The following is a 22,375-nucleotide window of genomic DNA, read 5'->3' as shown; positions in this document are numbered from 1 at the left end:
GCTTGCGCGTAGAGGATCGCGGCGGCGAACAAGGTCGCGCCGAGCCCAAGCATCAAGAGATCGAACATGGAAGATGTCCCGGCGCGGCCTATCCGCGCTTACCGCCGGGAATGTCGTCTTATCGGCATATTGCTGCGAGTAGGGGACTCGCAAGCCGATATAGGAAAGTCATAGTGATCTGCTGCCCTGACTGATCCCGGAGAAGGCACAGCGTACGAAAGCTGCTTGTCACGGTGAGGGATTGCCGGGTCGAGGCGGTGCTGCTGGTGACGGGGCGAGGCTGCCGGAGCTGAAGGCTCCACCGAACGGCGACGGGTTGGTTCCGACGGCCGGGGGCGCGGTCGACGGCGTTGGCGCGCGGCTGGGAGCCGCCTCGCGCAGGCGCCGCTGCTGCTCCTGAAGGAATCGCTCCTGATTGGCCCTCTTCTCCTGCAGCATGGTCTCGCGGCAGGTGCCGCTGTCGTGTTGGCTGCCTTGCCATACCGCGCTGGATGCGACGGCGATCAGCAGGACGCCGACGGTAGCCGGATGCACGGCGGAGCGCACCAGCGGGTTCGCGTAGAGCCCCGAGCGGGCGCGCCCGTTCAGAACGGCTTCCCGGCGGCGCGTAAAGGCTTCGCTTGTGATCGCCCCGATGAGCGTGAGCGCGATGATGATGACCGCAAGGGCGGAGAGCGAGGGATCGATGCCGTATCGCACCTTGGACGCCAGCGCCGTGGTGAAGGTGCTGCCGGCGAGGATGGTGAAGACGGTGGTGTTGTAGTTCTCGAAGGAGGCGAGAAGCGTGAGGAACCCGGCCGAGGCGATGGCCGGTCGCAGGAACGGCAGCATGACTTTGCGGAACGCCTGACCCGGCGTGGCACCCAGATCGAGCGCGGCTTCGGTCAAGGTGGGATCGAAGCGCTGCAGCCGGGCGCTGAAAATCAGCATGGCGTAGGCGGCTATGAAGGTGACATGGCCGGCAATGGTCAGGAACTTGCCGTTGAAGAAGAAGGTGTCGTAGCCCGCGCCCGCCGAGCGGCCGAGATTGCCCCAGAACACGATGGTGGAGATGCCCAGCACCACGCCGGGAATGAGGATCGGCACCAGAAGCACGGTGTAGAGCACGGCCCGCACGCGCGGCCCGACCTCCGACAGCGCAATAGCGCCTGCGAGGCCCACCGGAACGGAGATGGCGACGACGCAGACGCCGATGATGGCGCTTGTCATCAGGCCTTCCATCAGCCGTCGGTCACGGACCAGCACGCCGAACCAGTCCGTGGTGAAGCATTCCCACGGCAGGATGCGGGGAAAGGATGAGGAGTTGAACGCCGTCACCGTCATGATGACGAGAGGCGCGAACAGGAAGCCGAAGAACAGCAGCGAATAGCCGACGGAGACAAATCGATTGCCGGCGACCCCCGCGCTCATCGGCCTATGGCTCCGATATTGACCCGGAACAGGCGCATCATCAGCAGCACGAAGCCAAGGCAGGTCACGAGGAGAATGGCGGCATAGGCCGCGCCGCGCGGCCAGTTTCCGGCCTCGTTGAACCATTGGTAGACGAGCTGCGTGAACCACAGGCTGGACGGGCCGCCGAGGATCTGCGGCGCCGCCAGCGCCCCGGCCGTCAGCATGAACACCATGGTGGCGCCCGAGGCGATGCCGGGCTTGGCCGCCGGCAGCACGATGCGCCAGTGCACCCGCAGCCAGCTGGCCCCCATGTCCCGTGCCGCCTCGATCTGGCTGCGGTCGAGAGCTTCGACGGCGTTGTAGATCGGGAAGATCATCAGCAGGATGTAGGTGTAGGTGAGGCCGGAATAGAGCGCGACGTCGGCCCGGATGAAGTCCACGGGCGTATCCCACAGGCCGAGCGACATGCCGACGCCGTTTACGAGACCGGTGGAGCCGAAGATCACCCGAAAGGCAAAGGCGCGCAGGATCTCGTTGACCCAGAACGGCACGATGAGCCCGATCACCATCAGCCGGGCCGCGAGCCCGGTCGCCGAATGGGCCAGGATGTAGGCGATGGGATAGCACAGCACGATGTCGAGCAGCGTGACGAAGACGGACGCCAGGACGGTCTTCGCGAGGACGCCCAGGTCGAGCGTGTTCACGGCCTCGCCATTGCCGAACAGGAAGTAGCGGTAGTTCGAGAGCGTCAGCACATCGGTCGGGCCCCCGACGGCGTCAGGCGGCAGGTTGTGGCGGAACGAGGTCTCGATCATCGCAAGCTGAGGCAGGATGATCAGCAGCACCACCCAGATGAACAAAGCGACGGCGACATAGACCGTGACGCCGACGCCGTAGCGGCCGGTGAAATCCGCGAGGAGCCTTCTCAGTGCCGCCATGTCAGGCCGTGCCTTCGATGGGCAGGACCCAGGCCTGCTCGGGATTGTAGCTGAGGCGGACATCGGCGCCTCCGGGCATGGGCGCATCCAGCCCGGTGTTCACCCTCGACAGCCGCAGCGCACTGCCGGCTGCCTCCAGGAACAGCGTCCGCACCGGGCCTTCGAATTCTTCTTTGACGACCCGGGCCGCGAACATGCCGCCGGCGTGCTCCTCCCCAAGCGCGATCTGCTCCGGGCGCAGGTAGAGCGTGCAGGCCTGGCCATGCCGGTAATGCCTGCCGCCGACCGCCTTGCCCGGGATGGGGCCGAGCGGGGTGTCCAGCACCACATCCGCCCCGTCCTGGGAGAGCACGGTGCCGGAAACGGCGTTCGTCTCGCCCACGAAAGAGGCGACGAAGGCCGTCTTGGGGCGGTTGTATATGGCCTCCGGCGCATCGACCTGCTGGATGACGCCGGCGCTCATCACGGCCACCCGATCAGACATGGTCAGCGCCTCGCCCTGGTCGTGCGTGATGTAGATGAAGGTGAGGCCCACGCGCTTCTGGATGGCGCGCAGTTCGGTGCGCATGTGCTGGCGGAGCTTGAGGTCCAGCGCCGACAAGGGCTCGTCGAGCAGCAGGATGTCCGGTTCGGCGGCCAGCGCGCGGGCAATGGCGACGCGCTGGCGCTGGCCCCCCGAAAGCTCGTGGACCTTCTTGTCGCCCATGCCGGGCAGGGCGATGAGGTCCAGCAATTCGTCGGCGCGGCGCCGGCGGTCCTTGCGCCCGATGCCCTTCACCTCGAGCGGGAAGGCGATGTTGTCGGCCACCGACATCAGCGGGAACAGCGCCAGGTTCTGGAAGATCAGCGCCGTCGGCCTCTTGTTCGGGCCGACGCGGCGCATATCCTGCCCGCCGATGAGCACCCGTCCCTCGGTGGGCTCCAGGAAGCCGGAGATGCAGCGCAGAAGCGTGGTCTTGCCGCAGCCCGACGGCCCGAGGAAGGAAAAGAACTCGCCACCCGTTATGGTGAGGAGCGCGTTGTCGACGGCGGTGTGCGCGCCGAAGCGGATCGTCACGTGGTCCAGCGATACGTCGCGCGTTTTCATGAGCACCCTGGTCTGCTGCGGGCAAGGCAAGAAACGCGCCGCGACACCGCCGCGGCGCGCTTTCGTGACGTGCCGCGTCAGGCGCTCATGAACTTGTTGACGAACTCGGTGCGGGCCTCGCTGTACCAGGTGGCCTCGGCGGGCCACGGGTTCAGCTTCGACAGCGCATCGCCGGGATAAGCGTCGGCGAAGTTCTTGGCATAGACCTCGCCGCCGAACTTGTCGGCGCCGATGACCGGCGAATTGTAGCCATGGGTCTTGATGGCCGTGCCGGCCAGTTCCGGATCGTAGCAGGCCTGAATGAAGGCGTAGATCTGGTCGATGTTCTTGGCGCCGATCGGCATGGACAGGCCGTCGATCCAGGCCATCGCACCCTCCACGGGCGCACGGTACATCACCGGCTCGCCAGCGGTCTTCAGGGCGATGGGCGGGCCGTCCCAGGTCTGGGCCACGATCACGCCCTCGTTCAGGAGGCCGTTCTTCTGGGTGTCGGCGTCCTTCCAGACCAGCTTCAGTATCTTCTTCTTGGCGATGGCGGCTTCGGTCAGCTTGGTCCAGACCGGCTTCATCTTTTCCGGGCTCTCATAGGCCGACCACATCGTGCCGGGCGCCAGCTCGCCGCGCCGCTCCATGCCGAGGCCGAGGCCCAGCATGGAGGAATGGGCCCGGCCCATGGTCTTGCCGGCATTGGCCTCGTCCCACACGTCGTAATAGCTGGGGAACTCGCCCGCGGGCGTGAACTTGTCGGTGCGCCACGACACACCTTCCGTGCCCCAGATGTGCGGGAGCCAGGCCGTGCCCTTGCCGTCGAAGTTCCAGTGCTTGTCGCCCAGCGCCATGGCCGGGTTGACCTTGTCGAGCGGCACCTTGGACATGTCGAACGGCTGCAGCAGGCCGAGCTTCTCCCAAAGCGGATTGCGGTTCACCGTCGGGGTGACGATGTCGAAGCCCTGGCCGCTGGTGGCCTTCATCTTGTTCAGGATCTCGTCGTTGTCGCCGATCCCGGTGAAGTTCACCTTGATGCCGGTCTTCTCGGTAAAGCTCTTGGTGAAGCTCTCCGGAAGATAGTCGGACCACATCAGGATGTTGATCTCGCCTGAGGAAGCGAGCGCCGAGGGGCTGATGATCGCCGGCATGGCGACTGCCGCCGCTGCTGCAGCCGATCCCTTGAGGAAACTGCGCCGGTCAACTGACGTGTTGAATGGGGACCTGGACATCTCTGTCTCCTCTGCCGCTGCTCCGGCACTGCCACCGCAACCCTGCGGGACGATCACGCGTGTGACGCAGGCAAAATGCTATGGCCCCGCAAGGCACTGGATTTAGAGCCACAGATCGGATTCTATGGAGCCAGCATCCCATGCTGGAACCATTCTTCAACCCACCGCTGGACCATGGCCGGGCCCTGCAGCAGCAGATCCAGGAACGGCTGGTCGAGGCTATCCTCGCGGGCGCCATCTCCAGCTACGAGCCGCTGCCGGCCACGCGCGGCTTCGCGGCGCGGCTCGGCGTCTCCCGCAACACGGTGAGCCTCGTCTACGAGCGGCTGGCGGAGGACGGCTACCTGACGCCGGTGAACCGGCGCGGCTACTTCATCAATGAGCGCTATATCCGCGAGCAGCTGAACATCCGCGTGGATGCACGCTCGGCACGGGTGCTGCCGAAAGCCTCCGGCGCGGTGGATTATGCCGGGCGTTTCGTCGAGGTGCCGTCGCGCCAGCTCAACATCGTGAAGCCGGAGAACTGGCGGGACCATCCGTTCCCCTTCGTCTACGGGCAGGTCTCCCCGGACCCGACCTCCGTCAGCCGCTGGCGGGACTGCGTGCGGCAGGCCGGCTCGGTGCGCCATGCTCAGGCCTGGATGGGCGATCTGGTCGATATCGACGATGCGATGCTGGTGGACCAGATCATTCGCCGCATGCTTCCGAAGCGCGGCTTCCGGGCCCGGCCGGACGAAATCCTCATCACCATCGGCGCACAGAACGCGCTGTTCCTCATCGCCACCCTGTTGTGCGGGAAGGGAACGCGTGTCGGCATCGAGGAGCCGGGCTATGTCGACGCGCGCAACATCTTCGGTGCTCGCGGCGCCGAGCTGCGCGTGCAATACGTCGACACCAATGGGATCCGGGTCGGCGACGCGCTGGAAGGCTGCGCGCTGGTTTATGTGACGCCAAGCCACCAGTCGCCCACCAGCGTGACCATGAGCATGCAGCGCCGGCTCGCTCTGCTGGAAGCCGCCCAGCGCCATGACTTCCTGATCGTCGAGGACGATTACGAGCACGAGCTGAACTTCGTCGGCGCCGGCCACCCCGCGCTCAAGAGCTTCGACGAAGCGGGACGCGTCCTGCACATAGGCAGCCTGTCCAAGCCGGTCTTTCCCGGCCTGCGGCTCGGCTTCGTTGTGGCGCCGCCGGAGATCGTGCGCGAATTGCGGGCATCGCGGCGGCTGATGTACCGGCACCCCTCGGCGCTCGATCAGCGCGCAATGGCGATCTTCCTGGCGGACGGCCATTTCGACGCCCATATCCGCCGCCAGCGCGACCTCCTCTCCCGCAAGTGGAAGACCATCCTGCGCGAGATCGAGCGCGTGCTGCCCGATTGCTCACCGACCATGACCACGGGCGGCTCGGCGGTCTGGCTCCGACTTCCCGAAGGTGTGGACGAGACCGCTCTTCAGGCGGAAGCCCTCGCGCGCGGCGTGGTGGTGGAGCCGGGCGGTGTGCATTTCCTCAATCCCGCGGCGCGCAACCACATCCGCCTTGGCTTCGCGGCCATAGCGGTTGACCGCATTCCCCGAGGCATCGAACTGCTGGCGGATGCGCTGTCCGCCGTCCGCCATCAGGCCTGACGGCTACAGGTCCGCGCGTCCCAGCACCCGGCGCAGGATCTCGATCATGCGGGCAAGATCGTCCTCTCCTGTGACGAAGGCCGGCGCGATGATCAGCGCATCGCCGGTGGCCTTGAGGTGCAGGCCTTCCCGGAACAGCAGGCGCTGCACCAGCGATCCCTTCATCCCCGGCTTGGCGCCCGGCGTCAGTTGCACGGCGCCCATCATGCCGTAGCCGCGTATGTCGAAGACGTGGGGCAGGTTGCGCAGGGAATGCAGAGCGTCGAGGAACACCGGGGACAGCGCCTTGGCCCGTTCGAACAGGCCATGGTCGCGGTAGATGTCGAGGGACGCGAGCGCCGCGGCGCAGGCCACGGGATGGGCGGAATAGGTGTAGCCGTGGAACAGTTCCGGCCGGTCGCCCTCCGCCGCGTCGATCACCGTCTGCTGGATGTCCGTGCGCACCGCGACCGCGCTCATCGGCACGGTGCCGTTGGTGAGCGCCTTGGCCATGGTCATCAGATCGGGCGTGACGCCGAATTCCTGAGCCGCAAAGGCCGAGCCCGTGCGCCCGAAGCCTGTGATGACCTCGTCGAAGATCAGGAGCAGGCCGTATTTGTCTGCGATGGCGCGCAGCCTCTGCAAATAGCCCTGCGGCGGCAAGATGACGCCGACCGAGCCCGCGATCGGCTCGACGAACACGCCGGCGATGGTCTCAGCGCCATAGGTTTTGCAGATCTCCTCCAGATCGTCGGCCAGATCCGCGCCGGTTTCCGGCTGGCCGAGGGAAAAGCGCTGCTCATCGCTCCAGGTGTGGCGCATGTGGACGACATCGCTGGTCGCCCCGGAGAAGTCGCGCCGGTTGTTGACCATGCCGGCCAGCGAGGTGCCGCCGAGATTGACCCCATGATAGGCCCAGTTGCGGGAGACGAACCGCGTGCGCTGCCCCTGGCCCCTTGCCCGGTGATAGGCCAGGCAGATCTTCATGGCGCTGTCGACCGCCTCCGAGCCCGACGAGCCGAAGAAGATGCGGTTCAACCCGGCGGGCAGCAGCTCTGCGAGCCGGGTCGCCAGCCGGAACGAGTTGGGGGCGGCGCGCTGGAAATGGGTGGTGTAGTCCAGCTCCATCACCTGGGCGTGGATGGCGTCGGCGATCTCCCGCCGCGCATGGCCGGCAGGGCAGCAGAACAGGCCGGAGGCGGCGTCCATTATTTCCTGGCCCTCCGGCGTCCAGTAGCGGACGCCTTCTGCACGGGCAAAGATCTGGGGTTCCTCGCGGAACATGCGGTTGTTCGTGAAGGGGAGCCAATGATGCTCCATGTTGATCGCGTTCAAGCCGGCCTCCGGGGACTGTCAAGGATCGCTAGGACCTCCCGGCCCGCGGAGGTTAGAGCCAGCGCGTACAATCGAAGGGGCCAATCCCCCGCCGTGGCTCCACCGAAATAGCGTTCTGGCACTGGCGCGAAGGGCAGGTCGTTGCGAAGAGCGACCCGGAAGCGGAGCGCCCCTTGGAACTTGCCCTTGCATCGTTGATCGTGGCCGGAGCGGCGCTCGTGCGGGGCGCCGCCGGCTTTGGCTTCGCCCTCGTCGCCGCGCCGCTTTTGGCCTTTGTCTGGCCGCCCGTGTTCGCGACCTCGCTGGTGCTGATGCTCGATCTGGTGGCCACCGCGGTTCTGGTGCGCTCGGGCGCGCTGGCCGAGGTGCGCCGGGGCGACGCATGGGTGGTGGGCGTGCCGGGCGTCATCGGCGCCGTCACGGGCGTGCTGCTGATCAAGAACCTGCCGCAGGATGCCGCCCGGCTCGGCCTGGACATCGCAGTCCTCGTCTCGGCGCTCGCCGTCATCTGCCGCGTGCGTGCCCCGGTGCTGGGCCACCCAGCTGTCGGGGCCGCAATCGGCTTCGTGGTCGGTGCGCTGATCGGCGCCTTCGCCATCGGTGGCCCGCTGCTGCTTGCGTGGCTGATGGCCGCCGGGCGCACGCCGAAGGAGACGCGCGGGCTGCTGACATTGGTGTTCGGCCTCACCGACGGACTTTCGCTCGGCCTGCGTGTCGTGCTCGGCGTGTTTCCGATGGATGCCGCCGTCACGGGCCTGATACTGACGCCCCTTATGGCTGCAGGTATTTTAGCGGGCGGGCTTGTGTTCCACCGCGCCCCGGCGGACCTTTGGCGGCGAGGCGTTGCCCTCCTTCTCATTCTCGTCGCGGGAGTGAGCCTCACCCACACCCTCTTCTACGCGTGACGGAAGCTTCCATGACCGGCACTATCATGATCACCGGCACCACCTCCGGCTTCGGCGAAGCCATGGCCCGGCGCTTCGTCCGGGATGGCTGGCGCGTCATCGGAACCGGGCGCCGTGCGGAGCGTCTGCAGCATCTGAAGGAGGAGCTTGGCGAGCTTTTCCACGCAGCAGCCTTCGACATCACCGATCCCGCTGCCATCGATGCCGCGATCGGAGCCCTTCCCGATGAATTCCGGGCGATCGACGTGCTGGTCAACAATGCCGGCCTGGCGCTCGGCACCAAGCCGGCCCCGGACGTCGCGCTGGATGATTGGTCGACCATGATCGCGACCAATGTCACGGGGCTTGTCACCATCACGCATCGCTTGCTGCCGATGCTGATCGAGCGCCGCGGGATGATCGTGAACTTGGCCTCCATCGCCTCGACCTGGCCCTATCCGGGCGGCAACGTCTATGCGGGCACCAAGGCGTTCGTGAAGCAGTTCTCGCTGGGCCTACGCACGGATCTGCATGGCAAGGGGGTCCGCGTCACCTCCATCGAGCCCGGCCTGTGCGAAAGCGAATTCACCCTCGTCCGCACCGGCGGGGACAAGGCCGCCTACGACGCGCTCTACAAGGGTGCGCACGCTCTCAAGCCCGAGGACATCGCGGACACCATCTTCTGGGTGGCGACGCAGCCGCCGCACGTCAACATCAACTCGCTCGAGATCATGCCGGTCAGCCAGTCATGGGCCGGCATGCGCGTTCATCGCGAGGACTGATCGATGACCGGCTATGATCTTGCGGTGGTCGGAGCCGGCATCGTGGGGCTGGGGCACGCACTCGCGGCCGCGACGCGCGGAAAGCGCGTCGTCGTCATCGACCGCGATGCGCAGGCCAACGGCGCCTCGGTTCGCAATTTCGGCTTCGTGACCGTCACGGGTCAGGGCGCGGGCGATTGCTGGACGATGGCACGCCGCTCCCGTGACATCTGGGCGGAGGTGGCCGAGGCCGCCGGAATAGCCTTGCTGCAGCGTGGCCTCGTCCTCGCCGCTCGCCATCCGGAATCCGAGGCCGTCATCGAAGCCTTCCTCAAGACGGAAATGGGGGAGGGGTGCATCCGCCTCACAGCCGAAGCCGCGCAGGCGCATGTACCGTCCCTGCGCGCCGATGCGGCCGTGCTCGCGCTCTACAGCCCTCATGAAATTCGCGTGGAAAGTCGCACCGCAATTCCGCTGCTGGCCGCCTATCTGGCGGAGCGCTGGGGCGTCACGTTCATCCGCAGCCGTGCGGTGCGCGTCGTCTCGCCGCCGGCAATCGAGACCGCCGAGGGCGTGGTGCAGGCCGAGGCGGCGGTGGTGTGCCCCGGAGACGACTTCGTGTCCCTGTTCCCGGAGCGGCTGGCTCGCTACGGCGTCACGCGCTGCAAGCTCCAGATGATGCGGGTCATGCCGGCGTCTCCAGCCCGGTTCGGAACTGCGGTGATGTCGGATCTTGGGCTGGCGCGCTATCTTGGCTACGCCGACCTGCCGGAAGCGTCCGACCTGAAGCAACGGCTCGATCAGGACCAGCCGGCGCACCGCGCCAATGGCGTGCACCTCATCGTCACGCAGTCGGCCGATGGCTCGCTCGTCGTGGGCGACAGCCATCATTACGCGGCGACGCCGGACCCCTTCGCGGCTGAGGACGTGGACGCGCTGATCCTCGATGAATTCGACCGCGTGCTGGACCTGCCGGGCCGGGTGGTGACGGAGCGATGGACCGGCACCTACGCATCGGCACCCGATCGCTGGCGCCTGACGGACAGGCCCTCGGATGCCGTTCGCATTGTCGTGGTCACGAGCGGCTGCGGTGCCTCGACGGCGTTCGGCATCGCCGAAGAGACGATGGCAGACCTTTACGGAACGGCAGCGGCGGGGATGGCATGAGCAGGTTCAAGGCAGTGGTGTTCGACTGGGCGGGCACGGTCATCGATTTCGGCTCGTTCGCGCCGATGGGAGCGTTCGTCGAGACCTTCGCGGGCTTCGGCGTCACGGTGTCCATCGCCGACGCCCGCAAGCCCATGGGCCTGCCCAAGCGCGCCCATATCGCGGCGATGATGGCCGAGCCGCACATCGCAAAAGGCTGGCGCGACGCGCAGGGCAGCGCCCCGGATGAAGCGGCGATCGACCGCGTCTACGAGGTGTTCGTGCCGCGCAATGTCGAGGTGGTGACGGATTACTGCACTTTGGTGCCGGGCACGGCCGAGATGGTGGCCGAGCTACGCCGGCGCGGCCTGAAGATCGGCTCGACCACGGGCTACACCCGCTCGATCATGGAACGGGTGCTGCCTCTCGCGGCGGCGCAGGGGTTTGCGCCGGAGAACCTTGTCTGCGCGGACGATCTCCCGCTGGGCCGCCCCACAGCGATGGGCATGTACAAGTGCTTCCTGGACCTGATGGCGGAGCCCGCCGGCGCCGTCATCAAGGTGGACGACACCGAGCCCGGCATCGCCGAAGGCGTGGCGGCGGGCTGCGTCACGGTGGGCGTGGCGCTGTCGGGCAACGAAGCGGGGCTGACGGCGGACGAGTTCAGGCTGCTTTCCGCCGAGGCGAAGGCCGACATCCGCGAACGCGTGGGCCGGAAGCTGAGGGCCGCCGGCGCCGACCACATCATCGACACGGTGGCCGACCTGCCGGCCTTGATCGACAGCCTGTCCAGCTAAGCATGGCGTCGCGGCCGAACATCCTCCTCGTCACCATCGACCAGATCCGTGCGGATGCGGTGCGCGGCGCACTGGCGGACGCCGTGCCGCTGCCGAACCTGCGGAGGTTCGCCGCCTCGGCCGTGACCTTCGAGAACCACTTTTCCGTCACGGCACCCTGCGGACCGGCCCGCGCCAGCCTGCTCACGGGCCTCTATGCGATGAACCATCGCGTGGTGCGCAATGGCGCCCCCCTGGCCGATCACCACACCAATCTTGCCCTCGAGGCGCGGAAGGCCGGCTATGAGCCCCTGCTGTTCGGCTACACGGACACGCAGGTCGATCCAACGGATCGCGATCCGTCCGACCCCGACCTCCAGACCTATGAGGGCGTGCTGCCGGGCTTCCGCGAGGTGCTCGAAATGCGCTTCGACAGCCCGCGGGCGTGGCCGGCCCATCTCGCGGCAAAGGGTTACGATCTGCCGGCGGATCTCAAGGATTATGCCAGGCCTTTGGCACCATCCGGCGTGGAGCCAGCGATCCGCGATCGGGCGTTCTATGCCGCTGAACACAGCGACACGGCTTTTCTGACAGATGAGGTTCTAAAGGCGCTCCATGTCCGGCAGGACAGGCCCTGGTTCGCCCATGTCACCTACATACGCCCGCATCCGCCACTGGTCGCGCCCGCACCATTCAACAGGTTGGTCGACCGTGCCGTGATCACCAGCGCTGTCAGCAACACTCCCGATCACCCGTTTTTCGACGCCTGGTTCTCTGCGCCGTCTCAGCTCGGGCTCTACTGGGGCTTCGATGGCCGTTGCGCTGCGATGAGCGAGGAAACCGTGCGCGATCTACGAGCCGTCTACCTTGGTTTGCTTGCAGAGGTGGACCATCATTTCGGCCGGCTACTGGACTGGCTCGACAGCAGGGATCAGGCGGCGAACACCCTCGTCCTCCTCACGGGCGATCACGGCGAGATGCTGGGAGACCACGGCCAGTGGGGCAAGGATTCCATTTTCGATCCGGTGTTCCACGTGCCGCTGATGATCCGGCATCCGCGTTTCGAAACAGGGCGAGGCAGGAGTGTCCGCGCGATATCGGAATCGGTGGATGTGGCGCCGACTATCCTCTCCGCCATCGGGCTGAAGGTGCCGCCCCAGATGGACGGTCGTCCGCTCGATCCTCTGCTCGGAGGCGATTGTCCGCAGGACTGGCGCACGGCAGCCTTCGCTGAAATCGACTTCGCCAACCCACGTGCGCGCACCCGCTTCGAGAAGGCGTTTGGCTTGACCGCCCACGAGGCGAACGCAGCGGTCTTGCGAGAAGCGGACTGGAAGCTTGTCCACTTCAATGGCGGTCTGCCGCCGCTCCTGTTCGACCTCAAGGCTGACCCGGAGGAGGCCCGAAACGTTGCCGGAGATGTTCGTTGTCAGGGTGAGTTGATCCGGTTGCAGTCCGCCATGCTGGATCGGAGGATGAATCGCGGCGACCGGCGTCTCACGGGCTGGTCGTAAGCCGCTGTTGTCTCCCCGGCGCAGCAACCAGCCGCGCTGCGCTAGCCAAGTCAGGTGCCCAATCAATATGGGCCACAACAGCGACTCTCATGCCACGCCTCCGTGAGGCATGAGGTCTCCTGCAAACATGCTGAGCAAGCGTGCCATTACCGCTGAAAGTGGATCGATAACCGGGATTGGTGCTTCGCCGCGGATAGCATTCGCGGCGGCGGAAAGCGGCCCGCCGCCGATGACCGCACATCCCGCCCCGTCGAGCCGGGCTGAATTGACCTGCGACAGCAGTTCGCGTTGGAGCTCTTTGGGGTTTGTCATCAGCGTAGCAGCGTCACCCCGGGTGAAGCGCACGGAGACAAGTCGATCGGCAAGGTTCAGTTCGTCGGCACGTGCGCGAATGACAGCGCCCAGTGCCGGCGTGGACGTGACCACGGAGAAACGGCCTCCTTCGGCAGCTGCGTAAAAACTCTCCTCGCCAATGCCAAACACCGGGACCTCATACTTCGCGCGGGCCTCGGCTACACCAGGATCGCCGAAAGCCGCGACGACGAAGGCTGTTGGAGGAGCCGAGCGCATCGCCGTGTCGATCATCTGAGCGACGGCCCTCGCAGCCGTGGCGAGGCCCACTTCATCTTGTATGAACGGCGAGCCGAATGGCGCGGTCATACCCTTTAGCTGAACTCGGCTGCCGGCCTGAGCCTGAGCTATCCCGACCATCATCTCGGTCGTTTGGCTGCTGGTGTTTGGATTCACCAGGATGATGTTCGGCCGGTCGGCGTCGGCAGGTGCGCTCATGTCAAACAGCGTTCGTGTGTTGGGTAAGGCAGCGCTCCGCTGCGGCGGCGGCAGCCAAGACACGGATGTCCGCACCGCGAGGGCCTATGATCTGGAGGCCGATCGGGAGGCCGTTGCGCACCGTGCCGCAGGGGATCGAAATCGCAGGAACTCCGACATGGTTCAGCAGGGGCGTGAAGACCGCATGACCGCGAGCGGACGACGCCTTGCCGCCGATGGATGCGGGAGCGCTTTGGCCATGCGGCCAGGCCGGGCAGGGAATCGTGGGGCTGATGAGCAGATCGACGTCACGGAACACGGTATCAAGCGCGCTGCGCAGGCGGTGCGACGCCGTCAGTGCCCGGGCCACCTCCACGCCGGTCAAGGCGAGGCCCGCATCGATCTGGGCACCAATCGCCGGATCGATCCGGTCGGGCCTCTGCTTCCAGTGTTCTCCGTACAGCGCGGCCAGCCCCGCGTGCTGAAGCGGCATGATCGCAGGCTCGCCGACGCCCTCCGGCCACGCGGGGCTAAGCTCTTGAACAGCCAATCCCTCGTCCCGGAGGGTTGCCACGGCGGCCGCAACCCGCGCCGCGACGTCTTCGTCGATGGCGACATCGAGGCCCAGCAGAGGTGCGAAACCAACCCTGCTCGGGACATCCGGTATGAACGCCAGATCCGCGAGAACCTCGAACAGCAGCGCGACATCGTCGACGCAGCGCCCCATGGGCCCGATGACGGAGATGTCCCAGCCGGGCTCATCGAAGCCGGGGCCGTAGGGGATCGCACCCTGCGTGGGCTTGAAGCCCACCACTCCGCAATGCGCTGCCGGCCGGCGAACGGACCCGCCCGCATCCGTTCCCAGCGCAAGCGGCGCAAAGCCGGCGGCCAGGGCGGACGCATTGCCGCCGGATGATCCGCCCGGTGTCAGGCTTTCATCGAGTGGATGCCGGGTGATCCCATGGAGCGGGGTGGAGGTCACCCCCCGGCAAGCGAACTCCGAGCACGCGCCGATGCCGATGACGACGGCACCGGCCGCGCGGGCGCGGGCCACCGATCCGGCATCGGCCGGCGCGACGAAGTCCTCGAACAGGCGCGACCCCTGCGTGATGCGCCAGCCTTCAGCCCAGATATTGTCCTTCACGATGATCGGAACGCCCGCCAAAGGAAGGCGGGCGCCGGCGGCGATCCTGAGATCGACGGCATGCGCCTCGGCCCGGGATCGCACGGCGTCGAGGCAGACCAGTGCGTTCAGCGCGGGGTTGCGATCATCGATGCGCTGCAGGAACGCGTCGACGATCGCGACAGCACCGATCGCCCGTCCATTGACCGCCTCCGCGATCTGGCGCGCGGTCATGTCGGTGATCGGCATGCTGGTGTCCTCCGGGGTCAGGTCTTCGAAGACGCCGCGTAAAACGGCTCTGCCACCGCATCGCCCATATAGCCCTGGTAGAAGGCCTTCACGTGCGGGAACACCGCCAGCCCAAGTTCGCGGCGGGCGATCTCTTCCTCGTTGCGGGGGCGTGCGAGGATTTCCGCGATCTCGTTGAGTACCTCCGCGCGATCGACATTCGTGAAGCGCCCATCGGCGTAGACCACCTTTCCGTCGATGTAGACCGCGTCCACTGCGCCGGTCTTCGCCCTCTGCATCAAGGCATCGAGCAGCGGCACATCTGCGTCCTGATATGGGAAGGTCGCGGTCTTCCAGTTCAGCAGCACGGCGTCGAAGAAGCGGCCGGGATCCAGGCGGCCGATGCTGTCGCCGAACGCCGTGGTCTTGGCGCCGGATTCGGTGGCCATCTTCAGCACCTGCGGGCAGGTCGGCACGTCGTCGTCCATGCCCGGCGTACGATGGGCGCGCAGGACAAGGCGCAGTTCCTGAAGCATGTCGCGGTCATCGTTGATGCCGGCCTCGTCCAGCCCCATGCCGACGGTGAGGCCACGCGCCTCGAACGCGTTGAGGGGCGCCACGCCGGAGCGGAGGCGGAAATTGGACGAGCAGTTGTGGCAGATGCAGGTGCCCGTCTGCGCCGCGATGTCGATGTCCTCTTCCGTCATCCACACGCTGTGGCCCAGCGTCATGCGCGGGCTGAGGACGCCGAGATCATGGAGATGGCGCACGGCCGTCTTGCCGGTGCGGCGGCGCGCATATTCCTTCTGGTACTGCGTTTCCAGCAGATGCATGTGCATCGGCACGCCGGCCGCGAGGGACTTCTCGTTCAGGGCAACAATGCTTTCGTCCGAGCACCAGTGCAGGTTGGCGGGCGCAAGCTGGATGCGCGTCAGACCTTGTCCCTCATTCTCACCGGAGAGCTGGTCGAACAGGGTCATGAACTCGGGGAACGGCATGGCCTGCGTACGCAGATAGGCCAGCAATTCCTCGCCGAGGGGGGAAGGAAGCCGGGCGCAGAATGCCTCATCTGCCTCGTAGACCAGCCGGTTCTGCTCGCGCACGGCATAGCAGTAAGAGGCGCGCATGCCGATGGAGCGATAGGCGTTGAGCACCTTGGTCGCCGCGCCGTGGATGGCGTCGTATCCGCCGGCCATCCATCCGTGGATGTGCTGAACGGTTGTGACGCCGGAGGCGATCATCTCGAACGCGGAGTACAGGGTGTCCAGGTGCAGATCGATGCGGCGGCCCGGCATGCGGCTGGCGAACCAGAGTTCGAGCGCATGGTCTGGCGAGCCCATCTGCAGCGGCGTCATGCCGACATGGTGGTGCGCGTTGACGAAGCCCGGCAGCATCACGTGGTCGGGGTAGACCTCGACCTTTGCGTTGGGGGCGATCTGCTTCATCTCGTCCAGCGAGCCGGTGGCGACGATGATCCCCTCGCGCGAAAGAACCGCTCCGCTCTCGATGACGACCGGGGTGTGGCGGTCCTGCACGCCGGTGATGACCTGGCGGGCCTGTACGATCAGTTCTGTCATGGCTGTCTCTGGTGTTCGAACGTTGAGGGTCGCTCCGCAGGGCGGCGGCGGTGGTGGTGGGTGATTTCAGTGGACGGGCCGCTTCCGCGCGGCCCGTGCGCGCGTCAGGCTTCCTGCTCGGCGAAGGCGCGGTCGACCTCGTCCGCCAGCAGTTCGGCAAACTGATCCCGATAGGCGTGATAGCGGGGATCCCGGGAGGGCCGAGGCCGCGGCAGGTCTATGGGTACGATCGTCTTCACCCGCCCGGGCCGGGCGGTGAACACCACCACGCGGTCGGCCAGCGAGATCGCCTCGTCGATGGAATGCGTGACGAGGATGATGGACGCCCCGCTATCGCGCCAGATCTGCAGCAGGAAATCCTGCATCTTGGCGCGGGTCTGGACGTCGAGCGCGGCGAACGGCTCGTCCATCATCAGCACCTTCGGGCGCATGGCCAGCGCACGCGCGCAGGCCGCACGCTGGCGCATGCCGCCGGAGAGCTCGTCCGGCTTCTTGTCCCCCATATCGCCCAAGCCCACCGAGCGCAGGATGTCGAGGGCGATGTCGCGACGCTTGAGCTTCGGAGTGCCCCGGATCGACAGGCCGAAGGCGACATTGTCGGCGATGGTCAGCCACGGAAACAGGGAGGCTTCCTGGAAGATCAGGCCACGCTCGGCCGAGGGCTCCTTCACCTCATGGCCGTCCTGATGGATGGTGCCGCCCGTGACCTCTTCCAGGCCCGCGATCATGTAGAGCAAGGTGGACTTTCCGCAGCCGGACGGGCCCAGGAACACGACGAATTCGCCGGGCATCACGTCCAGGCTGAAGTCGCGCAGGGCTTCCACCGGCGCGCGGCCCTCCGGGGTCCACGTCTTGCCGATGTGCTTCAGGGTAATGGCTGGACGGCTCATCAGGATACTCCCTGGCCGGGCGCGACCCACCACAGCAGCTTGCGCTGGATGGCCCGCAGGCCCCAATCGAAGGAGAAGCCGAGCACTCCGATGATGGCCATGGTGAAGAACACCAGCTTGGCGTTGAAGGTGGCGCGCGCCATGGAGGTGATCTGCCCGAGCCCGGTGCCGACACCGACTGCCTCCGCGATCAGCACCACCATCCACGCCGCGAACAGGTTGAGGCGCAGGATCATGAACAGGCCCGGCAGGATGGCGGGCAGGATGACCCGCCAGAAGGTCTGCCGCTCCGTGGCGCCCATGATGCGCGCGACATGGATGTAGTTCTTCGGAACCGCCTCGATCTGCGAGACGGTGGCCAGCACGATGGAGAAGAACACGGTGATGAAGACAAGGAAGATCGCCGGGACATCGCCGATGCCGAAGACGAAAATGGCGACCGGAAGCCAGGCCACCGGTGAGATGGGCGCCAGCAGCAGGATGGTGGGCAGCAAGAGGTTTCGGAGCAGCTTCACGTAGTGGACCAAAGCCCCGACGGCGACGCCGGCCGAGAAGCCGATGAACAGCCCCAGCACCACCCGCATCGTGGTCCACAGCATGGTGTTCAGCAGCGGCAAGACGCTTCCTTCGCCCCGGTCGGTGCTCCCGATGCGGGCATTGTGGTCGAAGAAGGTCAGCGTGGTCGGGATGTCGCCGAGGAACATATGCGGAGGCGGCAGCAGGAGGGGATTGGCCAGGCCCATCGCCCAGAGCGCTTCCCAGATGCCGGCGAAAAGGCCGATGGAGGCAAGGCCCCAGCCGGCCGAAGCAAGGCCGCGGCGGATGCGGGGCGATAAGGCAGGCACATGCTTGGCCTGCGGGATGGATCCCGTTGTGGTTGTCATGTCGCTACTTGGCCTCTGACGAGGGGTGGCTGGCGGCTCCGCTTGCGCGGAGCCGGCGGATCACGTCAGGATTTCATCTTCAGCGAGGCGTACAGGTCCGGGTTCTCCGCGATGACCTGCTCAAGGAAGCTCCAGTCGAAGGCGGCCTTGTCAGGCAGCTTCTTGACGTAGCCGAGTTCGGCCATGGATTGCCCGCGGTCCAGAATGAACTGGGTCTGGCCGCGCTGGTCCACCACGATCGGTTGCTTGGAGGATGCATCCACCGCCGCCTCCATGCTGGTCTTGTAGTAGGGGCCGACCGTGTCCTTGAGCGCGGCCATCTTGTCCGTTTCCGCCTGGTTCTGCGCCACCATGAGGGCCTTGATGATGGCCTTCACCGCCGCGGGGTTCTCCTCAAGCAGCGGGATGCGGGCGGCAAGCACGCAGTCGGAATAGCCGGGGCCGTAAAGATCGATGCCGTCGGTCAGGACCGTCGAGCCCGGACGCGAGGTGACGCATTGCGTGGCATAGGGCTCGATGTGGCAGATGGCGTCCACCGCACCGGCGATATAGGCCTGCGCCAGTTCCGGCGAGGTGTTCAGATACTTGATCTGAACATCCTTGAAGCCCAGGCCCGCCTTCTTCAGGTAGTCGTAGGGAAGAACCTCGAGCGTATCCGCCTGGAATGTGCCGAAAGTCTTGCCCTTCAGGTCGGCCGCCGACTTGATGCCTTCCTTGGCAACGATGATGCAGCCCTGGACACCGCCACCCGCGATGATGCGCACCGGCGCGCCGGCGTCGTACAGTGTCATGAAGTTCGAGTAGGGGATCATGGAGATGTCCACGAGGCCCGCGCCGAACATCGTGGTGATCTCGGTGTTCGACGGTGTCACCACGAATTCAAGATTGACGCCGTCTGCCTTTGCCAGCGCACGTTCCTTGGCGAGGAAGATGCCCATATTGCAGAAGCCGGTGCCGTGCGTGGCCTTGACGGTCAACCCGGCGGCTTGTGCCGTGGCTGGCGCCAGCAGTGCCGCGATGGCGGGCGGCAGCGCGATGGCGGCCGCCGTGCTGGCGATGGTCGACTTCAGAAATCCCCGACGCGAAAACTTGCCGTAAAACGTCCCGTCACGATCGCACATGGTCTCTCTCCAGCCTTGCGGCTTTCTAGGACTGACCCCGACCTTCGGCGTGCTGAAGCGCGTCGATCCTACGGGATCAATTGATGGGCACGCCAACCCATGAGAGCGGGAGCTCTGCGCTTATCGAAATGGAATGCAAAACAGGGGCCAAGCTGAAATCTAAGGGAATTCGACAGCTGCATGGCCCCGAGGATCATCAGGCGGACCTCTCGATCCATGCGCGCAGCGCGGGGGCCACGCCGACCGCCGGCTTGGCGTCAGGCCGCGCAAACCGGCCACGGCTGGGCGCGCGGACGCGCAGGCGCGCCAGGAGATGTGCCTGCCCCAGGGCGGCGAGCAGAGGATCGACCAGCGGAACGGACACACGATCCGCGATCCGTTCGGCCAGGCCGGTCAGCGGCGCGCCCGCCAGGATGACCACGTCGGCGGCATCCTCCAGGACCGCACGCTCGGCGAGCGCCACGAGCTCATCCTCAAGCTCGTTCTGCACCGTTGCCACGGAGGCAAAGGTGCAATCGGGCACCCGGATGCTGCAGCAACGCGCCTGAAGGCCTGCCAGCGCGACGGCGTCCTCGTACCAGGGCACGAGCGTGCGGGAAAAGGTGATGATGGAGAAGGTCTGGCCCAGCATGCAGGCCGTCAGCATCGCCGCTTCCGCCATGCCGGTGACGGGGACCTCGAACAGCTCCCGCGCCGCCACGAGCCCGGGATCGCCAAAGGCCGCGATGACCATGGCATCGGCCTCAGCCGCGTGCTCCGCGAGCAGTTCGAGCGTCAGCTGCCCTGCGATGAGCGCTTCCGTGCGGCTGGCGATGTAGGGCATGCCGCGATCCGCTGTGAGGGCCAGCAACTCCACGCCGGGAGGCAGCATGGTGGATGCCGTTTCGACCATCCGCTGGGTCATGTCGGTGGATGTGTTGGGATTGACCAGAACGATCTTCATGGGCCGGGATGTCGCGGGTCTTCGTGGGGTGGAACGGTCAGGCTGCACGGGCACGGGCCCAAACGGCTTTGATGGCGCGGTCGGCATCCCGGCGGATGGCTTCGGCATCCACCCGCGTCGGATTGCCGTCCTCCACGAGGATCTCTCCGTCGACCATCACCAGGGCGACATCACGCCCGTGCGCGACATGAACAAGGTTGCCCAGCGGATTGGTGTTGGGCGTCAGGTGCGGACGCCGGAAGTCGAAGGCGACGAGGTCCGCGCACTTGCCTATGCGCAGGCTGCCGATCTCATCTTCCAGCCCCATGGCGCGGGCGCCGGCGATGGTGGCCATCTCGAACACCGACGCAGGCTGCCAGTCTTCCGTAACCGCACCCTCCTGGATGCGGCCGACAGCGAGTGCCCACCGCATGACCTCCACCATATCGGCGTGCATGTTGTCGGTCCCGAGCGTCAGGCGTGCGCCGGCGGCGCGCAGGCGCGAGGTGGGCGCAATGGTGCCGCCCGTCGCATTGCCCTTCGGGATATGCGCAATGTTGATGCCTGCGCGCCCGATCCGCGCGATGTCGCTGTCGCTGACGTGGATGCAATGCGCCGCGAGAAGCGTGTCGGTGAGGAGCCCGACCTCATCCAGCAGTTCAGGCGGGCTCATCCCGTCGCGCTCGCGGATACGCGCGACTTCCACCTTGCTCTGAGACAGGTGTGTCGTGACCCTCAGGCCGTGCTGTTCCGCAGCCCGCGCGATGCGCCGCAGGAAGGGGGTGGAGCAGGTATCCGGCGCATGGGCGGCCAGTTGCACGCCGATGCGGTTGTTGCTGCGCCCTTGATAGCGCTCCGCAAGTGCCAGCGCCTCTTCGAGGCGGCGCTCGCCGATCGCATCGACATGCTCCCAACGGCCCAGCGAAACGCCCGAGAAGTCGACGTCATGGATGCGCCCGCAGGAGAAGACACGCAGCCCGATCTCCGCCATGCCCGGCGTCACCGCATCGGCATGAACGAAGGTGTCGTTGATCAACGTGGAGCCGAACATCAGCGCCTCGAGGGCGCCGAGACGCGAGATGGCATAGGCCTCCTCGGCATCGAGCATGTGGCCCTGCGGAATGCCGGGCGTGTAGGCGGGCGCAAAACCGAGATCCTCCGCCACCCCGCGCACCATCGAGAGGTTGGCGTGGGTGTGGATGTTGACGAAGCCGGGCGTCACCACATTCCCATCGAGCGCGATGGTGCGGCCGGCCCGGAGCGGCGGCACTGAAGGATCGCGAGGCTCAAGATGCGTGATGCGGCCTGCCTGCACGCCGATCACCGCATCTTCCACGAGGGGGTTCGACGGATCGGCGGTGAGGACCGTTGCGCCGGTCAATACGAGATCGAAGAGGGGTGCGGTCACGCGGTCACCGATTCAGGACATGGGTCAGGAAGCGCTTGGTCTTGTCCTCGCGCGGTTCGGAGAAGATCACCTCGGGTGGCCCCTGCTCGACGATGTGGCCGTCCGCCATGAAGATCACGCGGTCGGCGACCTGACGGGCGAAGCTCATCTCGTGCGTCACGACGATCATCGTCATGCCTTCCCGCGCGAGCGTGCTCATCACGTCGAGCACTTCATGGACCAGTTCGGGATCGAGGGCAGACGTGGGTTCGTCGAAGAGGATGAGGCGCGGCTCCATGGCCAAGGCACGCGCGATGGCAACGCGCTGCTGCTGGCCGCCGGAGAGCTGCGATGGACGCTTGTCCATGTGCGCCGACAGGCTGACGCGGGCGAGCTGCTGAGCCGCGCGCTCTTCGGCTTTCCTGCGCCCGATGCCGAGCACCTTGCGCGGCCCGAGGGCGACGTTCTGCAGCGCCGTCAGGTGCGGGAAAAGGTTGAACCGCTGGAAGACGAAGCCAAAGCTGCATCTTTGGCGCGCCAGAGCGCCTTCGCCCATAGGCACCCAGGAGCCGCCGGTGCCGATATAGCTGCCGCCCACCGTCTCGCCGTCCAGCCTGATCTCGCCTCCCGAGGGCGCTTCCAGATGGTTGAGAGTGCGCAGCACCGTGGTCTTGCCCGATCCGGAGGGGCCGATCAGCACAAGGGTCTCGGCGGGCATGAGGTCGAAGTGGATGCCCTTCAGGATTTCGCGGTCGCCATAGCTTTTGCGCAGATCACGGACCTGCAGCAGCGGCTGCGTGGAGGAAGCAGCGGCCATC

General features: G+C 66.3%; 20 protein-coding genes. 6 read left to right on the top strand and 14 right to left on the bottom strand.

What is annotated here, in order from left to right:
- Positions 1 to 228: 228 nt before the first annotated feature.
- The 4 genes from SCD90_RS01620 to SCD90_RS01605 all read right to left on the bottom strand — a co-directional run bounded on the left by SCD90_RS01620 (position 229) and on the right by SCD90_RS01605 (position 4,634).
- The gene (locus SCD90_RS01620; protein ID WP_319842867.1) at positions 229 to 1,410 is read right to left on the bottom strand and encodes an ABC transporter permease; all 1,182 of its coding nucleotides are present in this window, start codon (positions 1,408 to 1,410) and stop codon (positions 229 to 231) included.
- Entirely contained in the window at positions 1,407 to 2,330 is a 924-nt protein-coding gene (locus SCD90_RS01615) for an ABC transporter permease (protein ID WP_319842866.1), read from the bottom strand. Before SCD90_RS01615 ends, SCD90_RS01620 begins: the two co-directional genes overlap by 4 nt.
- 1 nt (position 2,331) lies before the next feature.
- The gene (locus tag SCD90_RS01610) at positions 2,332 to 3,417 is read right to left on the bottom strand and encodes an ABC transporter ATP-binding protein (protein ID WP_319842865.1); all 1,086 of its coding nucleotides are present in this window, start codon (positions 3,415 to 3,417) and stop codon (positions 2,332 to 2,334) included.
- A gap of 77 nt (positions 3,418 to 3,494) precedes the next feature.
- On the bottom strand, positions 3,495 to 4,634 hold the full coding sequence (locus tag SCD90_RS01605) for an extracellular solute-binding protein (RefSeq protein WP_319842864.1): 1,140 nt from the start codon (positions 4,632 to 4,634) through the stop codon (positions 3,495 to 3,497).
- A gap of 140 nt (positions 4,635 to 4,774) precedes the next feature.
- On the opposite strand from SCD90_RS01605, the gene pdxR reads away from it, so the two are divergent.
- Positions 4,775 to 6,262 carry a MocR-like pyridoxine biosynthesis transcription factor PdxR gene (pdxR, locus tag SCD90_RS01600; RefSeq protein WP_319842863.1) on the top strand — a complete coding sequence of 496 codons (1,488 nt, stop codon included), beginning with the start codon at positions 4,775 to 4,777 and terminating at the stop codon, positions 6,260 to 6,262.
- Between the two features lie 3 nt (positions 6,263 to 6,265).
- Here pdxR and aptA read toward each other — a convergent pair whose 3' ends face one another.
- Positions 6,266 to 7,561 (bottom strand): omega-aminotransferase AptA, encoded by a 1,296-nt coding sequence (gene aptA / locus SCD90_RS01595; RefSeq protein WP_425265629.1) that lies wholly within the window; start codon positions 7,559 to 7,561, stop codon positions 6,266 to 6,268.
- Positions 7,562 to 7,749: 188 nt separating this feature from the next.
- On the opposite strand from aptA, the gene SCD90_RS01590 reads away from it, so the two are divergent.
- From SCD90_RS01590 to SCD90_RS01570, 5 genes are read left to right on the top strand one after another with little or no spacing between them, the layout of a single operon-like run.
- Positions 7,750 to 8,481, top strand: coding sequence for a sulfite exporter TauE/SafE family protein (locus SCD90_RS01590; protein WP_319842861.1), 732 nt, complete (start codon positions 7,750 to 7,752; stop codon positions 8,479 to 8,481).
- Positions 8,482 to 8,492: 11 nt separating this feature from the next.
- The gene (locus tag SCD90_RS01585; RefSeq protein WP_319842860.1) at positions 8,493 to 9,242 is read left to right on the top strand and encodes an SDR family oxidoreductase; all 750 of its coding nucleotides are present in this window, start codon (positions 8,493 to 8,495) and stop codon (positions 9,240 to 9,242) included.
- A 3-nt stretch (positions 9,243 to 9,245) separates the two neighbouring features.
- Positions 9,246 to 10,388 carry a TIGR03364 family FAD-dependent oxidoreductase gene (locus SCD90_RS01580; protein ID WP_319842859.1) on the top strand — a complete coding sequence of 381 codons (1,143 nt, stop codon included), beginning with the start codon at positions 9,246 to 9,248 and terminating at the stop codon, positions 10,386 to 10,388.
- Positions 10,385 to 11,164, top strand: a complete 780-nt coding sequence (gene phnX, locus SCD90_RS01575; RefSeq protein WP_319842858.1) for a phosphonoacetaldehyde hydrolase — start codon at positions 10,385 to 10,387, stop codon at positions 11,162 to 11,164. The genes SCD90_RS01580 and phnX overlap by 4 nt, the downstream gene beginning before the upstream one ends.
- A 2-nt stretch (positions 11,165 to 11,166) precedes the next feature.
- Positions 11,167 to 12,657 carry a sulfatase-like hydrolase/transferase gene (locus SCD90_RS01570; protein WP_319842857.1) on the top strand — a complete coding sequence of 497 codons (1,491 nt, stop codon included), beginning with the start codon at positions 11,167 to 11,169 and terminating at the stop codon, positions 12,655 to 12,657.
- Between the two features lie 87 nt (positions 12,658 to 12,744).
- On the opposite strand, the gene SCD90_RS01565 is transcribed toward SCD90_RS01570, so the two are convergent.
- The 9 genes from SCD90_RS01565 to SCD90_RS01525 form a co-directional block, all read right to left on the bottom strand.
- Entirely contained in the window at positions 12,745 to 13,446 is a 702-nt protein-coding gene (locus SCD90_RS01565; RefSeq protein WP_319842856.1) for an aspartate/glutamate racemase family protein, read from the bottom strand.
- A 1-nt stretch (position 13,447) separates the two neighbouring features.
- Positions 13,448 to 14,797, bottom strand: a complete 1,350-nt coding sequence (locus SCD90_RS01560; RefSeq protein WP_319842855.1) for an amidase — start codon at positions 14,795 to 14,797, stop codon at positions 13,448 to 13,450.
- A 17-nt stretch (positions 14,798 to 14,814) separates the two neighbouring features.
- Positions 14,815 to 16,353, bottom strand: a complete 1,539-nt coding sequence (locus SCD90_RS01555; RefSeq protein ID WP_319842854.1) for an amidohydrolase family protein — start codon at positions 16,351 to 16,353, stop codon at positions 14,815 to 14,817.
- A 104-nt stretch (positions 16,354 to 16,457) separates the two neighbouring features.
- Positions 16,458 to 17,243, bottom strand: a complete 786-nt coding sequence (locus SCD90_RS01550; RefSeq protein ID WP_319842853.1) for an ABC transporter ATP-binding protein — start codon at positions 17,241 to 17,243, stop codon at positions 16,458 to 16,460.
- Positions 17,243 to 18,127 carry an ABC transporter permease gene (locus SCD90_RS01545; RefSeq protein WP_319842852.1) on the bottom strand — a complete coding sequence of 295 codons (885 nt, stop codon included), beginning with the start codon at positions 18,125 to 18,127 and terminating at the stop codon, positions 17,243 to 17,245. Before SCD90_RS01545 ends, SCD90_RS01550 begins: the two co-directional genes overlap by 1 nt.
- 65 nt (positions 18,128 to 18,192) lie before the next feature.
- Positions 18,193 to 19,248, bottom strand: coding sequence for an ABC transporter substrate-binding protein (locus SCD90_RS01540; protein ID WP_319842851.1), 1,056 nt, complete (start codon positions 19,246 to 19,248; stop codon positions 18,193 to 18,195).
- Positions 19,249 to 19,444: 196 nt separating this feature from the next.
- Positions 19,445 to 20,191, bottom strand: a complete 747-nt coding sequence (locus SCD90_RS01535; RefSeq protein ID WP_319842850.1) for an aspartate/glutamate racemase family protein — start codon at positions 20,189 to 20,191, stop codon at positions 19,445 to 19,447.
- Between the two features lie 37 nt (positions 20,192 to 20,228).
- Complete coding sequence (locus SCD90_RS01530; protein WP_319842849.1) at positions 20,229 to 21,578, bottom strand: amidohydrolase family protein; 1,350 nt, start codon at positions 21,576 to 21,578, stop codon at positions 20,229 to 20,231.
- A gap of 4 nt (positions 21,579 to 21,582) precedes the next feature.
- On the bottom strand, positions 21,583 to 22,374 hold the full coding sequence (locus tag SCD90_RS01525; protein ID WP_319842848.1) for an amino acid ABC transporter ATP-binding protein: 792 nt from the start codon (positions 22,372 to 22,374) through the stop codon (positions 21,583 to 21,585).
- Between the last annotated feature and the right edge of the window lies 1 nt (position 22,375).

It is taken from the genome of Terrihabitans rhizophilus (assembly GCF_033898525.1).
In the GTDB taxonomy this organism is placed as follows: domain Bacteria; phylum Pseudomonadota; class Alphaproteobacteria; order Rhizobiales; family Methylopilaceae; genus Flaviflagellibacter; species Flaviflagellibacter rhizophilus.
The sequence above is the reverse complement of the archived record's forward strand: the minus strand, read 5'-3'. Positions and strand labels throughout refer to the sequence as shown.

What these genes read in the sequence shown, in the direction of transcription:
- SCD90_RS01620 (WP_319842867.1), bottom strand. Translation starts at nt 1,410, where the DNA reads ATGAGCGCGGGGGTCGCCGGCAATCGATTTGTCTCCGTCGGCTATTCG.
- SCD90_RS01615 (WP_319842866.1), bottom strand. Translation starts at nt 2,330, where the DNA reads ATGGCGGCACTGAGAAGGCTCCTCGCGGATTTCACCGGCCGCTACGGC.
- SCD90_RS01610 (WP_319842865.1), bottom strand. Translation starts at nt 3,417, where the DNA reads ATGAAAACGCGCGACGTATCGCTGGACCACGTGACGATCCGCTTCGGC.
- SCD90_RS01605 (WP_319842864.1), bottom strand. Translation starts at nt 4,634, where the DNA reads ATGTCCAGGTCCCCATTCAACACGTCAGTTGACCGGCGCAGTTTCCTC.
- pdxR (WP_319842863.1), top strand. Translation starts at nt 4,775, where the DNA reads ATGCTGGAACCATTCTTCAACCCACCGCTGGACCATGGCCGGGCCCTG.
- aptA (WP_425265629.1), bottom strand. Translation starts at nt 7,561, where the DNA reads ATGGAGCATCATTGGCTCCCCTTCACGAACAACCGCATGTTCCGCGAG.
- SCD90_RS01585 (WP_319842860.1), top strand. Translation starts at nt 8,493, where the DNA reads ATGACCGGCACTATCATGATCACCGGCACCACCTCCGGCTTCGGCGAA.
- SCD90_RS01580 (WP_319842859.1), top strand. Translation starts at nt 9,246, where the DNA reads ATGACCGGCTATGATCTTGCGGTGGTCGGAGCCGGCATCGTGGGGCTG.
- phnX (WP_319842858.1), top strand. Translation starts at nt 10,385, where the DNA reads ATGAGCAGGTTCAAGGCAGTGGTGTTCGACTGGGCGGGCACGGTCATC.
- SCD90_RS01570 (WP_319842857.1), top strand. Translation starts at nt 11,167, where the DNA reads ATGGCGTCGCGGCCGAACATCCTCCTCGTCACCATCGACCAGATCCGT.
- SCD90_RS01565 (WP_319842856.1), bottom strand. Translation starts at nt 13,446, where the DNA reads ATGAGCGCACCTGCCGACGCCGACCGGCCGAACATCATCCTGGTGAAT.
- SCD90_RS01560 (WP_319842855.1), bottom strand. Translation starts at nt 14,797, where the DNA reads ATGCCGATCACCGACATGACCGCGCGCCAGATCGCGGAGGCGGTCAAT.
- SCD90_RS01555 (WP_319842854.1), bottom strand. Translation starts at nt 16,353, where the DNA reads ATGACAGAACTGATCGTACAGGCCCGCCAGGTCATCACCGGCGTGCAG.
- SCD90_RS01550 (WP_319842853.1), bottom strand. Translation starts at nt 17,243, where the DNA reads ATGAGCCGTCCAGCCATTACCCTGAAGCACATCGGCAAGACGTGGACC.
- SCD90_RS01545 (WP_319842852.1), bottom strand. Translation starts at nt 18,127, where the DNA reads ATGACAACCACAACGGGATCCATCCCGCAGGCCAAGCATGTGCCTGCC.
- SCD90_RS01540 (WP_319842851.1), bottom strand. Translation starts at nt 19,248, where the DNA reads ATGTGCGATCGTGACGGGACGTTTTACGGCAAGTTTTCGCGTCGGGGA.
- SCD90_RS01535 (WP_319842850.1), bottom strand. Translation starts at nt 20,191, where the DNA reads ATGAAGATCGTTCTGGTCAATCCCAACACATCCACCGACATGACCCAG.
- SCD90_RS01525 (WP_319842848.1), bottom strand. Translation starts at nt 22,374, where the DNA reads ATGGCCGCTGCTTCCTCCACGCAGCCGCTGCTGCAGGTCCGTGATCTG.